The 14,306-nt window shown below is 49.1% G+C and carries 12 protein-coding genes; 3 read left to right on the top strand and 9 right to left on the bottom strand.

What is annotated here, in order from left to right:
- Positions 1-13: 13 nt before the first annotated feature.
- Together BM331_RS07720 and mgtE are read left to right on the top strand one after the other, a co-directional pair.
- Positions 14-1,273: a hypothetical protein gene (locus BM331_RS07720; protein ID WP_256214856.1), complete on the top strand. Its 1,260-nt coding sequence runs from the start codon at positions 14-16 to the stop codon at positions 1,271-1,273.
- A gap of 502 nt (positions 1,274-1,775) precedes the next feature.
- Positions 1,776-3,218: a magnesium transporter gene (gene mgtE / locus BM331_RS07710; RefSeq protein WP_074928597.1), complete on the top strand. Its 1,443-nt coding sequence runs from the start codon at positions 1,776-1,778 to the stop codon at positions 3,216-3,218.
- A gap of 10 nt (positions 3,219-3,228) precedes the next feature.
- Here mgtE and BM331_RS07705 read toward each other — a convergent pair whose 3' ends face one another.
- The 9 genes from BM331_RS07705 to BM331_RS07665 form a co-directional block, all read right to left on the bottom strand.
- Complete coding sequence (locus BM331_RS07705) at positions 3,229-4,356, bottom strand: nucleotidyltransferase domain-containing protein (protein ID WP_074928595.1); 1,128 nt, start codon at positions 4,354-4,356, stop codon at positions 3,229-3,231.
- Complete coding sequence (locus BM331_RS07700) at positions 4,349-5,257, bottom strand: HprK-related kinase A (protein ID WP_074928593.1); 909 nt, start codon at positions 5,255-5,257, stop codon at positions 4,349-4,351. Before BM331_RS07700 ends, BM331_RS07705 begins: the two co-directional genes overlap by 8 nt.
- Positions 5,254-5,541 carry an HPr-rel-A system PqqD family peptide chaperone gene (locus tag BM331_RS07695; RefSeq protein ID WP_074928591.1) on the bottom strand — a complete coding sequence of 96 codons (288 nt, stop codon included), beginning with the start codon at positions 5,539-5,541 and terminating at the stop codon, positions 5,254-5,256. The genes BM331_RS07700 and BM331_RS07695 overlap by 4 nt, the downstream gene beginning before the upstream one ends.
- Positions 5,542-5,565: 24 nt before the next feature.
- Positions 5,566-6,003: a hypothetical protein gene (locus tag BM331_RS07690; RefSeq protein WP_074928589.1), complete on the bottom strand. Its 438-nt coding sequence runs from the start codon at positions 6,001-6,003 to the stop codon at positions 5,566-5,568.
- 273 nt (positions 6,004-6,276) lie between these two features.
- Positions 6,277-9,486: an efflux RND transporter permease subunit gene (locus BM331_RS07685; RefSeq protein ID WP_074928587.1), complete on the bottom strand. Its 3,210-nt coding sequence runs from the start codon at positions 9,484-9,486 to the stop codon at positions 6,277-6,279.
- Positions 9,487-9,599: 113 nt separating this feature from the next.
- Positions 9,600-11,096, bottom strand: coding sequence for an efflux RND transporter periplasmic adaptor subunit (locus tag BM331_RS07680; protein ID WP_074928585.1), 1,497 nt, complete (start codon positions 11,094-11,096; stop codon positions 9,600-9,602).
- Complete coding sequence (locus BM331_RS07675) at positions 11,093-12,469, bottom strand: TolC family protein (RefSeq protein ID WP_256214855.1); 1,377 nt, start codon at positions 12,467-12,469, stop codon at positions 11,093-11,095. The genes BM331_RS07680 and BM331_RS07675 overlap by 4 nt, the downstream gene beginning before the upstream one ends.
- Positions 12,470-12,625: 156 nt before the next feature.
- Positions 12,626-12,997, bottom strand: coding sequence for a hypothetical protein (locus tag BM331_RS07670; protein WP_074455441.1), 372 nt, complete (start codon positions 12,995-12,997; stop codon positions 12,626-12,628).
- A 136-nt stretch (positions 12,998-13,133) separates the two neighbouring features.
- Entirely contained in the window at positions 13,134-13,730 is a 597-nt protein-coding gene (locus BM331_RS07665) for a Maf family protein (protein WP_074928664.1), read from the bottom strand.
- A gap of 68 nt (positions 13,731-13,798) precedes the next feature.
- On the opposite strand from BM331_RS07665, the gene BM331_RS07660 reads away from it, so the two are divergent.
- Positions 13,799-14,302: a YceD family protein gene (locus BM331_RS07660; protein WP_074928583.1), complete on the top strand. Its 504-nt coding sequence runs from the start codon at positions 13,799-13,801 to the stop codon at positions 14,300-14,302.
- The last annotated feature ends 4 nt before the right edge of the window (positions 14,303-14,306 follow it).

Here is a 14,306-nt window from a genome sequence, read left to right as displayed (position 1 = left end):
CAGGAACAAAGTTATGACACACGCAATACTGCCAGCCATCACGAACCAGGCTGAACGAACAACCTCGCCTGATACGAAACACACACACCGATACCCGCTATGGTTGCTGCTTCCATGCTTGCTCCCCATACTGCAAGGCTGCCTGTCACCGATCACACTGCAACACGCAGTCAGCACCTACGACGAGGCCACTACCAATGCGATTTCCAGACAACTATTGACGAACATCGCTCGTGCACACCACCATCAGCCAATACACTTTACCGGCGTCTCAAACGTAGCAGCCACCTTCGATTTTCGCTTCAGTGCCGGTGTCACTCCTGCGCTGGGCGGACTATCTGGAAACACACTGATGCCGATATTTGGCGGTAGTGTGGCAGAAAACCCCACTATCAGCATTGTCCCGATCGAAGGTGAAGAATTCACCCGGCGATTACTGACCCCTTTCCAGCAGAGTAAATTCATGCTTCTCTTGCGTCAGCGTTTCGATATCGACTTGTTGCTGCGGCTGATGGCACAGGAAGTGCGTATCCATGATTATCCGTCACCAACAATCTATCGTAATGATCCATCCGACACGACAGGCTATGAGATGTTTCGCAAAGCGGTACTGCACCTATCAGCGATTCAGGATCAAAATCAACTCCAGGCTGAGCCTCTCAGTCTGGAACATGATTGGACGTTGCCTGTAGCATCCGTATCTGCCGAAGGATTTCATACGCTGGAAAAGAAGTTTTCTATCCATCATGATCAAAAAAAGGGACTATTTATTCTTCGTCAGAAAAAGCAGGGACCGATCCTCATTACCAACTACGATCCCGGCAGATTATCTGAGGAAGAACGCGAACAATTAAGTGAAGAAGCAATGAAATGGGATCCCAATGATGTTGCATTCGATATTCGCCCTGGTGGAACAGGCGAGAAATGGCCAATGAGAGGTATCTTCCGGCTGCGAAGCTTCCATGCAATCATCAGTGCGCTCGGACGTTCGCTGGGTGATGAACCGGAGCGTCATGTGGAAAAAGATCCACGCACCCCCCCCATCCTCCGTGACGAAAATCCAGATGCCACGATGGCTCTTCTCGTGACAAACGCCCCACCACCAAACGCTGATCTCTCAATCCGTTCGTATGGTAAATATTACGCAGTGAATAATCAGCAACCCCATACTCGCTGGAATCGCGATGCTTTCCAGATGCTGTATCTGCTATTTCAGATGACAGTTACCGACCTGCCACACACCAGCGTTCCCGGTATCACCATTGCCAAATAATCAAAAGTGAGAAAATCATCCGCTCCTGCAAGACTGCTTGCCGGCAGCCGCAATTTATTGAATTGTCATTTGAGGCAAGCTCAAGAAAAAATACAGCAGTAACAAATCACGCTGCCTGTTGTGTAACGATCCCGTAAAAATTCCATGCTAAAATAAAAAGCAGTTACGGGCGTGCTATCGGGCCCGAATAATGCCAGCTTCCCTGTCTTCTCCGCACCTCGCAGCTTATGTGTTTTGCGCTGCAATAGTTATTGCATTCACGAGAAAACCCGGTATTTTTGCCACTGGTACCTGACTGCAACAATAATGAGGGTAGAAACAGGGATTGTTTATCTTTACTGCCGATAGCATTCCGAACATCCCGAAAAATTTCACGGAGTCATTTTTCCCTGCCCATTTCTCAACTGATATTTCCGATATCAGATAATCATGCAGCGGATGCACGTACTTCACTGATTCTTATAATGGCTTCCAGCCAACAAACACGACTACTGATTCAGCCATGACGGAAGAACACCACGAAAATCAGGATGAAAACCTGGAAAGCAAACTGCAGAAAATTATCTACCTACTGCAGAAATACAAACTGGTAGAAGGTTTTGTTCGGCTGCAGGATACTCCAGAGCCGGAGTTGATTGAATCGATCATACAAAAACAGAATCTCGCCAATCTGCGGGAGGCACTGGATAAGCTGCACCCGGCAGATATCGCCCGTATTCTGGAGATGCTTCCACTTGAAGATCGCCTGATTATCTGGGGATTGGTCAAGGCTGAGCATGATGGTGAAGTGCTGCTTGAAGTCTCTGATGCTGTTCGCCAGACGCTGATTGAGGATATGGACAGCGAGGAGCTGGTTGCTGCGGCAGAACAGCTGGATGCAAACGAAATTGCCGATCTGGCGCCAGATTTGCCCAGCGATGTCATGGATGATGTTTTCCGGGCACTACCCATGGAAGAGCGTGAACAACTACGCGCAGCCATGTCCTACTCCGAAGATGCAGTGGGCGCGCTGATGGATTTTGATGTTATTACCGTGCGCGGAGATGTGCGCATCGAAGTTGTTCTGCGCTACTTGCGCCGGTTGGGTGAATTACCGGATCACACCGATCAGCTGTTTGTAGTGGATCGCAATGAACACCTGCAAGGGACTCTGTTGTTGAACCGATTGCTGGTTAGCGATCCGGACACTACGGTAACGGAAGTCATGACACGCAAAACAGTCAAATTTCTACCGGACGACAAGGCTGAGCAGGCTACACATGCATTTGAACGTTACGATCTGGTAACAGCAGCAGTTGTTTCTCCGGAAGGAAAACTGTTGGGCAGGGTAACTGTCAATGCGGTCATTGATTTCATGCGCGAAAAAGCTGATCTTGAAACGCGCAATCAGGCTGGATTAAGTGAAGAGGAAGATTTATTCGCACCCGTCTGGAAGAGTGTCCGCAACCGTTGGGCCTGGCTGGCGATTAATCTGGTGACGGCATTTATTGCTTCGCGCGTGATCGGACTTTTTGAAAACTCAATCGAGAAGCTGGTAGCACTCGCTGCGCTCATGCCTATCGTTGCCGGTGTTGGCGGTAACTCCGGCAACCAGACCATTACCATGATTGTGCGCGCCCTCGCGCTGGGGCAAGTCAGCCAGGACAGCACCCTCAAACTGATTACCAAGGAAATCAGCGTCAGTATCGTCAATGGCATTGTCTGGGGAGGGCTCGTGGGGTTATTTACCTATGCCATCTATCAGAATATACAGCTTGGCCTGGTAATGTCGCTTGCCATGCTGCTAAACCTTCTTCTCGCTGCATTTGTCGGGGTACTCATCCCGTTAACACGCCGGAAGTTCGGACGCGATCCGGCGCTTGGTTCCAGCGTCATGATTACTGCCGTCACCGATAGTGGAGGATTTTTCATTTTTCTGGGGCTGGCAACACTTTTTTTGCTGTAATTTTCCAGAATCACCCGTTCTGCTTAGCACGAGCGCTCTTGCCCGGAAATACTGACAGATAAAACTTGTAGGCCAGATGTGGCAACAGGCGATACAACGGCATGCGCAGCCAGTGGCTGCGCAAGTAGAGCAACAAACGTGCGAGTTCTACCCATTTTGATGGTTGATCAGGATGTTGCGGCAGCAGCGCCAGCGGCACACAATCATGCATGATGCGCAATGTCAGCCAGCCAGGTTGATGATTTAACTGTTTTTCCAGCTGCTCCGGAGCCGATGAGTGCAGTAATAAACGACTGAAATAGAGGCTGTAAAAAAGTGGCCTACCCAGTCCAAGCCGGTTGGCACGGTCGATCAGCTTCTCCCGGAAAGACAACTGTTGCTGGCTGAAAAATTGCAGAATTTCATGAAAATCCAGCAAATGGCGCAGATCATCAGCCAATTCGTTGTTCTGAAACAGATTGACTGCGCAATGTAGCAGCATGTCTTCCGGGCTCAGAACATAAACACCTTTATCCTTCACTTTGATTGCCGCTTCCCGAAACGGCAGTGGATCAATTTTCAGATTGCCCAGCGGCGAGGAAAGCGTGTGATGCACATCTACCTCAACCCCGCGCTCAGGATGCACCAACGCAGGAATTTCATGGCTCCACTCACGGTAATAGCGTTCGTCATAATCGGTGAGCACGTGGCGCTGCCAGCCTTTTTTCGACAGCATGGATTCAATCTGACCGAGAGCCTCCTTCGATACCAATAAATCCAGATCAGCAAAGATGCGCCCGGCCGCGTTCGGAAAATCTTGCAGCTGATACGCCATGCCTTTAAGTACAATGATCCGGATCTCTCGGCCATCCAGCGCCCACAGCACTCGATTCAACTCCCAATTTACCGATTGCTGCTGTTTTTTAGCCTGAATCAAACTGGAGCGCAACAAGTTGGCAGCCCGCTGCGGAATTTTATCCAGTGATCCATTTTTTTCCAGCCGGGCAGCAAGGTAACCAAGTAACCTTGCGCGTCTTGCCACGCGCAACAGCAACTCCCATTGCAAATGACTGTAATTAACCAGGGTAGCAGGCCGGATAATTGCTTCCAGCAGTAACTGGTGATGATCTAGCCTGACATCAACCTTAAACTCAGCCATCGGTCAGTTCATCCAGTGCAACCAATGCACTGTCAAAATCGGAATACACCAGTTTGCGACACTCGCAACCCCGAACCAGGCGCGTCACCGCATCAAATGCAGCTTCTCCCAGCACTTCGTAGTTAAATGCATTTGTTGCAAGCAACAGAAACGCCTCGGATTGTGGCAAAGACTCCAGCCGCAAGGCAGCACCAGCTACCCATTTTGGGAAAACAATCCAGCGGGGTTGGGCAGCCTCATCTGCCCGCTCAATACTTGCTTGCGGTGGGCGTATATGCGCAACCGTGCCCTTCAGCGTGCCAGGTATTTCCGGCCCCAGCACAGCTTCCGGCAGATAATGACGAATAATTTCAATAGATTGATTTTTGAGTGGCATCAGCCGGGGAAGTGGGAAAAAATCACCGGTTTCAGGAGCCATCAATCCGAATTCATCAGAAAACAGACGATAACCACGGTGCATGAGCATAGCGCTCAAGGTTGTCTTGCCGCTGCCCGGCCAGGCTGGCAGCAGCAGCACATGGCCATTACGTTCCACTGTGGCGGAATGAAACAGCAACAAATGATTGATGCGCATGGCAATGACAAGATTCACCCCCCATTCCAGGGTCGCCAGCGCCTGCTCCACGGGCACAGGCGGAAATGGGGAGCGGCCATCAACTTCGAATCGGATCAATCGCGCCAATGGCTGTCTGATCGAATGTTTGGGAATGACTCGGACATGAAATTCAACAATCTCGTCCTCTTCCGCCAGCGAATAGTGAGAATACATCTGGTGAAGCTGACGAATAAGTAATGGTAACCGGGTTTGAACAGACAGATTGAACGGGCCCATCTTTACCCGCAGACCTTGTCCAATAAGCAATGCATGAAATTCATCCAGCGACAGCTGCCCGACTTTCACTCGCTTTCTTTTACTCTTTCGATTAGCCCCAGCGCCTCATAACGCTGTAAGATCTGGGCAACTTGCCTGAGAAATTGCGCATCAGGCTGTAATGTAAAATATTCCGACAGTTTCCGGCAAAGTACCTCAAGCGAGGTAGGGGATTGATCAAGCATTACAAGAATCTGCAACCCCATTTCATTCAGAAAATGGGTTTTCTCGGATTCCGGTTGGAACACGGTAAATTCACTCTCCCAACTTTCTATACGCAGTAGTGAAAAACGAGATGAATACCAGCTATTCATTCAGTCTACCATCACCGCCAATTATTATAGATCGGTGAAAAATCCTCTGCCTTGAAGGGAAGTAAATGCAGTCGCTGAAATCAAAATGCCGCCGCCTGCTTGACAATTCTGTGCCTGTGTTTCCAAATCTTGCGATGCTTCACCCAAGACTGCTGTCGGATTCATGCCTAAATCATAAGTGGAGCTACTTTCTTCAATAAGACCATCTCCGGGATTGACGCACACGATTCGTGCTTGTTCCAGATCATTCATCTTCTTGGCCGCCGAATCCAGATCTGTAACCGCGCCTACCAGATTACTCGTCCGTGCCAGTGCCGCCCCACTATGTAAGGTCATGATGACTGGAATGGTAACGGTACTTTTGAGTAACCGTCTGCGGGTCGGTTGAGGAGGAGAAACAGCCGTCGTCTGTTCACCAACTGCATCCTGTTTCAATTGTTCCGGTATATTTTTTTCCGACATGTTCAGTCACCTCTCATGCAAAATTTCAGGAAAGATCAGTTGCCAGTATAACAATAGCCAGCAAAAAATAGGTTCTTAATATGTCCTTAATTCTATTAACAAGCATATCTCATGCCATATCCAAATAGTATTTTTTATATCAGGGAAAACAAAAAGATAGCTTTACTTACCCATCTAAAAAATTCCTGGCTCACTGGAATGTAAAAAAATTCGACACTCGAATGTTTCAAAAAATAGCAACTTGTCTCAACAATAGATCAGTTGGAAATAACCTCACCCGACTTTTGCAGCCAGCAGCATTTCTGTTTTTAGCTGATGATCCGCTTCCCGGTGTTTGTAAAACACATAGTACAGCACGGGCAATACCAGCAAGGTCAGAATCGTCGAGGAAAGGATGCCGCCAATCACCACTGTAGCCAGTGGACGCTGCACCTCTGCACCCAAACCGGTTGCCAGTGCCATAGGAATAAATCCGACTGCATCAGTGAGCGCGGTCATCAGCACTGGCCGCAACCGTGTCAACGCGCCAGCCTGTATGGCCTCCATCAGGGCAAACCCATCCTGGCGCAGTTCCCGGATGAATGTCAACATCACCAGCCCGTTCATCACGGCGATTCCCGACAGCGCAATAAATCCGACTCCAGCAGAAACGGACAGAGGGATATCCCGCAACCATAAGGCAAGTATCCCGCCTGTTAATGCGAATGGCACGCCGGTAAAAACCAGCACACCATCCCGAAAATTACCAAACATGGTGTAGAGCACGATGAAAATCAGTACCAACGCGACCGGTATCACAATTTGCAGACGTTCCGCCGCCGAAATCATTTGTTCAAACTGCCCGCCCCACGCCAGCCAGTAACCCGGAGGTGTTTGTACTTTTTCATTTACCAGTGCCTGCACTTCCTTGACGAAAGAACCAAGATCACGCCCGCGTACATTGGCAGATACCACTACCCGGCGTTTCCCGTTCTCACGGCTGATCTGGTTCGGTCCCTGCGCAACTTCAAAATCAGCCACCTCGCCCAGCGTCACAAAGGCAGCCGATCCTGCTGATGGCATCTGGCCAGCCAGAATCCCCTCCTGTACTCCAGACTGAACCGGCAGACCAATCGGCAGGTAGCGTAATGCTTCGATGTCGGTGCGTAACGATTCGGGCAGCCGCACCTGTAACTCAAAGCGACGATCACCTTCAAAAATCAATCCTGCACTTTTACCGCCGACTGCAATGGCCACGGTATCTTGCACATCGGCCACATTCAGCCCATAACGTGAAATATTTGCGCGATCAGCTTGAATGGATAACATCGGCAACCCGGTTACCTGTTCCACTTTTACATCCGCAGCACCCGGCACAGTTGCTACCAGCGCTTCAATACGCCTTCCCACAGCGAGCAATTGATCCAGATCGTCACCAAATACCTTGATCGCCACATCCGCCCTCACCCCGGCGATCAATTCATTAAAACGCATCTCAATTGGTTGGGTAAATTCGTAATTGTTGCCTGGCACCTGTAGTACAGCTTTTTCCATTGCCGCAATCAGCTCATCCTTGGTTCGATAGCGGCCAGACCATTCCGATGGTGGCCTCAGCATGACAAAAATATCGGCCACACTGGGTGGCATCGGATCTGTTGCGACCTCGGCCGTCCCAATCTTGCTGAATACCTGCTCCACTTCAGAAAACGACAGGATAGTTTTCTCCAGCTCTTCCTGCATGGCGACAGAAGTAGAAAGGCTCGTCCCGGGAATCCGGATCGCGTGCAACGCAATATCACCTTCATTCAGATTAGGCACAAATTCGCTGCCAAGCCGGGTTACCAGCAATACCGACAGCAACATTACGACCACTGCAACCGTTATCGTCAATCCCTGATTACGCATGACCGACACGAGCATTGGCTGGTAGATACGTTTGCACCACACAACGATCCAGCTTTCCTTTTCTGTCACTTTACCAGTCAGAAACAGGGCAATCGCTGCTGGCACAAAGGTAACCGACAAAATCAATGCACCTAACAATGCTGCCACCACAGTAAACGCCATGGGATGAAACATTTTGCCTTCAACACCAGACAAGGCAAAAATCGGCAGATAGACGATCATGATGATCACCTGCCCGTAAATCAGCGCACGCCTGACCTGCTGAGTGGCTGTAAAAACCAGTTTCAGCCGTTCTTCCCGGTTTAATGTCCGCCCCAGTCTGGCCTGTTCATGGGAAAAACAACGAATACTGTTCTCAATAATGACAATCACGCCATCCACAATAATGCCAAAATCCAGCGCACCCAGACTCATCAGATTAGCGCTGACATGATTGGCAACCATACCGCTGAATGTAAACAGCATCGACAACGGGATAACGAGTGCGGCAATTATCGCCGCACGGATATTGCCCAGAAACAGGAACAAGGTCACGATGACGAGAGCGGCTCCCTCGACCAGATTACTGGCCACGGTATGGATCGTGCCATCAATCAGAGTAGTCCGATCGTACACCGGGACAGTCACCACCCCGTCAGGCAGCGAACGATTGATTTCTATCAGCTTATTGGCAACAGTATGTGCTACGGCACGACTGTTCTCACCGATCAGCATGAGAGCAGTTCCCAGCACCACCTCTTCACCATTGCGGGTAGCCGCGCCTGTACGTAGCTCCTTGCCAATCAGAATGTCAGCTACATCCTTGATGCGTAACGGTGTGCCCTGCCTGCTACCCAGCGTAATCTCGCCAATCTCATCCAGATTAGTGACTTGCCCCGGCAAACGTACCAGATACTGTTCGCCCCGTTTCTCGATGTAACCCGCCCCCAGGTTAAGATTGTTGCGCTCAAGCGCCGCCACGATTTCCTGCAGGGTCAACCCATAGGCGATGAGCTTTTCCGGATAGGGTGTGACGTGATATTGCTTGACGAATCCGCCGATGGTGTTGATCTCCGTTACCCCTTTCACCATGAGCAATTGTGGCCGGATGATCCAATCTTCTATTTCGCGCAGATCTGCAGCAGTGTAGGCGGTGCCATCCGGCTTGCGTGCATCCGGAGTACTTTCGACCGTCCACATGAATATTTCCCCTAAACCAGTGGAAATCGGCCCCATTGAAGGCTTAACACTAGCAGGCAGTTGTCCTTGCGCTTCCTGAATACGCTGGCTAACCAGCTGGCGGGCAAAATAAATATCTGTCCCTTCCTGGAATACAACTGTCACCTGGGATAACCCATAGCGCGACAATGAGCGTGTGTAATCCAGCCCGGGCAACCCTGCCATGATGGTCTCGACCGGAAAGGTGATCCGCTGCTCGACTTCCATGGGTGAATAGCCAGGTGCGGCCGTATTGATCTGTACCTGCACATTGGTAATGTCCGGCACGGCATCAATCGGCAATCGCTGGTAGCTATGCAAACCCAGTATAGCCATCGCCAAGACAGCCAGCAGTACCAGCCCGCGATGCCGGATGACAACCTGAAGAATTCGTTCAAACATGAAAGAATCTCCCAATCAACCTGCGACTATTTCTGAAAATAGAAAATATATATGCAGCAATCAAGGCATCAAAAAAAATAGCCAGGTGACATAAACAATTAACTGACACCTTCTCAGTGTTCATGAGTGGCCCCTGTCTTGCCCAGCTCCGATTTGATGATGAAGCTGTTGCCCGCAGCGTAGTGCTCTCCAGCAAACAAGCCTTCAATCACTTCGACCATTTGGCTATCGCTGCGCCCCAGTTTTAGCGGGCGCATTTCAAAGAAATCACCATAGCGACCAAACACCACCGACTGGTTATCCAGTGTCTGTATTGCTTCCAGCGATACAGCTACCGGGACTTCGACTGCTTCGATCTGCAAATCGGCCTTGACGAACATACCAGGACGCCATTGTTCATCCCGATTATCGAGCTGTACTCGGGCAATGGCTGTGCGTGTCTGTTCATCAAGCAATGTCGTCACATAAATCACCTTACCTTCCTGCGTCAAATCATAGGTATTCGCGCGGATAACAGCACGCTGGCCTGTATGAACCTGGTGCAGATTCCGGGGGAATACCCTGACAGCCGCCCAGACTGTGGAAATGTCAGCAACGATATACGCAGTCTTATCTTCCTTGACGACCTCTCCTGTAACGATTGCTTCATCAATGACAATTCCGGAAATAGGAGAACGGATTTCATAATGCGCAATATTTTCCCAAGATAATCCGGATTCTGGCTGTACGCCCAGCGCCCGCAAGCGCTCAGCTGCCAGCTGGGTTGCTATGCTGGCTTCTTCCCGTTGCTGTTGTGCTACAAGATAATCCTGTTTTGCTGTAATTTTTTCCCTCCACAATTGCTCTTCCCGATCATAGATTGTTTGTGCCAGCACCAGGCGCTTGCGGGTAAGCAGGTATTGACTGCGCAAATCGGCCAGCATGGCACTTTCCATGATCGCAAGCACCTCTCCCTTTTTCACTCTTTGTCCGTGATGGCGTTTAATCGACACCACCATGCCGGGTAAACGCGGCACAACATGCACGATATGATGTTCATTGAAAATGATTTCACCCGGCAGAGTAATTTTAGAGTGAATGATGGCGGGACCAGCCGTGGCCAGTTCAATACCGTTGCTTTGCATCGCCGTATCGGACATTTCCACACGCGCTTCAACCTCGCTGTGATGCCAACGATAGGTTTTGTCCTGATACTCAGCGACAATTACCATCTCGAAAGAATGAGGTTCTTCCACTTCCTGATCACTAACCAGATAGTCACTTTCCGTCCTGAAGTGAAACAGTTGCACCGGCCTGCCAAGACGGGACAATGCAATCGTTACCTTTACTTCAGCCGGTGCCAATGGTTGTTTTTGTCGATAGGGATAAAGCCTGAATTGTGGAAACGTGCCACTCTCATGAATAGTCAACTCAAGACTTAAATCATCTTCCGAGAACAGCTCCCCGCCCTTCGGCCCGATCACTGATTGATGTTCAGCAACGCTCCCAACAGAATGAGGCGATTCCTCGGCATCCGGTAGCCTGGATTTATCCTGGATCAGCAGCAACGCTCCCAGCAAAATGCCAACCAGAATAACCGCCACAATGGGTAATCGTCCGCTAACGTTCATTGATTACGCTCCTTCCCTTGAGTATTGAGCCTCGTATAATCTGCAGCTGAATCAGCAAGCGGCGCTGCAATCAACTGCTCGATGATATTGACCAGACGCTGGTAGCTGGCCAGTGCCCGCACATAAAGAATGCGATTTTGAAAAAAGGCACGTTGGGCATCCAGCATTTCCAGAAAACTGAATTTACCCAGCTGATAACCCCGATTGGTAATCTCAAAGGCATTCTGCGCACCTGGCAACACCTCATCATGCAATACCTGGATTTCATTCCGGGCAGCCAGCAGATTCTCGTAGTTACGCGCAAATTCAGTTCTAAGTTGCAATTCAACTGAGGCGCGTTCATCCATTGCTTTATTCAGGCGTTGGCGGGCTTCCAGTTCATTTCCCTGATTACGATCGAAAATTGGAATAGGAATAGATATATCCAGCACAGCAGTAGTCTTGTCTAGACTGAAATAGCGCTGAATACCTGCACCAACTGTTACATCCGGAATTTTATTCGCTTTTTGCAACTCGACTATCGCCTCACGCTGCGCGATATTTTTAAGGCTTTGCAGCATGATTGGGTTTTCTTCAAGACGTTTTATCAGCTGATCAAATTCCGGTATCTCAACAAATGATTCCAGCTCTCCCAGAGCCTGGCCAAAGCGCGGCTCCGCCTCTCCCCAGAGAAGGGCCAACTTTGCCCGCGCCGCTGACAAATTGCGTCTACCCTGTTCCAGTTCAATACTCGCAGCGGATAATGCCACCTTTGAACGAGTAGCTTCAATAGGCGGCGCTTTCCCCGCTTCGACCCGTTTAACAACTGTTTTCATTGCCTTTTGCATCAGACGCAAAGTGTCGTCCATCACTCTTACATGCACCTGATTTTCCAGCACATCAATAAAAGTATTAGCAGTACGGGCAACAACTTCCAACCGTTTGGCGGCATAAGCCTGATCGGCTAGCTCCTGCCCCAGTGTTGCCACATTCACCCGGGCAGATCGCTTACCACCAAGCTCAATCAACTGACTGATACGGAAAGTTGTAAACCTTTCTATATTCGGGTTGGAGGAATCAATACTTTCTGCCCCAACACTGAATTCAGGATTTTTCAGCAAACCGGCCTGTAATTTTGTCCCTTCATAAGCAGCCACTTCTCTGGAAAAAGCTGCCAGTTCAGGATTATTCTGCAAAACCTGCTGCAACGCCTGACGCAAGGTCAGATCTCCACCTTTCTCAGCCGATATATTGATGACTGGATGGGTATCGGCATAAGCCATGCCATGCCCCAAGATAGGTATAATTCCCGCAAAGAATGATACAAAGATAAGCACCATCTGCCTTGTGCGAAGTTGTCGCAATATTGCCTTCGCTGTCTGATACTCAATCACGATTATTCTCCATGAACAGTCATGCCGTAAGTACACACCGGATATCACGAAAACAACCTCAATATTCAAAATACAAGGCTATTTCTGCAACAGCGTCGGACGGCATCCAGATAATCATCCGGCATGCCGAAACCGCCATACCGGTAAAAAATTGACTCAGGAGAAAAAGCGGGGAGGACGAAAAAAGGGATCAGGAGCCGATTCCGGGAAAGCGTTGACCACACTTTCTACCATCACTTCCCTGGTGGCAATAGTGACTATCTGCAAAGCTGAGTGCAAATAGAAAGGTTGAAACTGGCCGGCAGCATGCAGGCACAAATGGGTAGCAGCATCCCAATCTATGGTGCTATCAAGCGTTTGATGTAATTCAAGATGTTTATCGGGGTACATCAGAAACAACTCCCCGTGATGCAGATGAGCCAGTTCGTGTGTGAATATCTTACTGTTGAATGACCATCCAAATGTATTTGCCAGCATACTGACAAGAAATGTCAGAACAATGAATCTGGCAGCAAGAGGTTTATTCATTTGAAAAACATCGGCAACCATCAATTAGCAGCTGGTAAATATAACATAACACGTAAATTCGAGCATTCGTCATCTCACGATTAACAATAGAAAACCAGAAAAACCATTCGACTTTCTCAAGTAAGAGCCCAAGTAGTTACAGTATCTCCACGCCTTCCATCATTAACATCTCCACCAGCGCTATTAACGGCAACCCGATCAACGCATTGGGATCTTCCCCGGTTATACGTTCGATCAGGGCAATACCCAATCCTTCTGCTTTTGCGCTACCCGCACAATGGTAAGGCTGTTCTCTCGCGAGATAACGCTCAATTTGATCATCATTCAACTCGCGATACTTCACCGAGCAAGAAATAATACGCGCTTGCAGACAAGCTGTACGACTGTTAAATAAACATAGCGCTGTATGAAAAACAACCTCCCTGCCACGCATCAAGCGCAGTTGCCGAACAGCATTTTCATGATTCAGTGGTTTGCCCAATTGTATTTTATCCAGCGTAGCAACCTGATCTGCCGTGATAATGAGTGCATCAGGAAACTGCTTTACCAATGCATGCGCCTTTTCTTTTGCCAGGCGCAGTGCTGTCGCATCCGGCGTCTCTTCAGGCAAGGCAGACTCATCAATGGCCGGATTTGCAGTTTCAAAAGGGATTTGTAAATGCTGAAGCAGTTCACGCCGGTAAACCGAGCTGGAACCTAGCACAAGCCGGGGGTAAATAGTGCGACTTTTCAAAATATTATAGTAGTATACTGAATTGTAATTTTGACACTTTTCCATAAAAAATATAACATGCGCGCCTTATGTCCGACCAACTTGTTATAGATACGCTGGATTTTGTCCGCAGCAGCAGATTACTTCAAGGAAGTATCCCTTTAATTAACCTTGAACGACTGTGCAGTTATCTGGTAAATACATCAGGAGAGCTAGTCTATCTGATCTCCGGGCTGTTTGATGAGCGTAATAGGCCGATGCTGAAAATATCAATCAGTGGAAGCATTGGTTTAAATTGCCAGCGCTGCCTGGGAAAAATGGAATATGAGCTTGACTTGGAAACAGGACTGCTTCTGGCCAGAAGTGAAGATGAGCTGTCACGTTATGACGAAGATATTTTCGTGGATGCGATTTATGCCTCGAACGAGCTGAGTGTTCTGACCCTGGTAGAGGATGAAGTTATTCTTGGCCTGCCGATATCTCCCCGTCATCAGGATACCGGGTGTTGTCTGTCAACCGAAACCGGAATACATGCAACCGCCACAAAGGAGCATCCTTTTACTGTATTGGCATCGTTGAAACGAACACACTGAATTG

The sequence above is a fragment of the Nitrosomonas eutropha genome (assembly GCF_900116685.1).
Lineage (GTDB): Bacteria > Pseudomonadota > Gammaproteobacteria > Burkholderiales > Nitrosomonadaceae > Nitrosomonas > Nitrosomonas eutropha_A.
Note: the sequence above shows the minus strand (reverse complement) of the source record. Positions and strands in the feature narration are given on the sequence as shown.

Bases quoted from the DNA above. Each gene is read 5' to 3' on its own strand.
- BM331_RS07720 (WP_256214856.1), top strand. From the start codon at position 14: ATGACACACGCAATACTGCCAGCCATCACGAACCAGGCTGAACGAACA.
- BM331_RS07695 (WP_074928591.1), bottom strand. From the start codon at position 5,541: ATGAATAGCTGGTATTCATCTCGTTTTTCACTACTGCGTATAGAAAGT.
- mgtE (WP_074928597.1), top strand. From the start codon at position 1,776: ATGACGGAAGAACACCACGAAAATCAGGATGAAAACCTGGAAAGCAAA.
- BM331_RS07690 (WP_074928589.1), bottom strand. From the start codon at position 6,003: ATGTCGGAAAAAAATATACCGGAACAATTGAAACAGGATGCAGTTGGT.
- BM331_RS07670 (WP_074455441.1), bottom strand. From the start codon at position 12,997: ATGAATAAACCTCTTGCTGCCAGATTCATTGTTCTGACATTTCTTGTC.
- BM331_RS07685 (WP_074928587.1), bottom strand. From the start codon at position 9,486: ATGTTTGAACGAATTCTTCAGGTTGTCATCCGGCATCGCGGGCTGGTA.
- BM331_RS07705 (WP_074928595.1), bottom strand. From the start codon at position 4,356: ATGGCTGAGTTTAAGGTTGATGTCAGGCTAGATCATCACCAGTTACTG.
- BM331_RS07680 (WP_074928585.1), bottom strand. From the start codon at position 11,096: ATGAACGTTAGCGGACGATTACCCATTGTGGCGGTTATTCTGGTTGGC.
- BM331_RS07660 (WP_074928583.1), top strand. From the start codon at position 13,799: ATGTCCGACCAACTTGTTATAGATACGCTGGATTTTGTCCGCAGCAGC.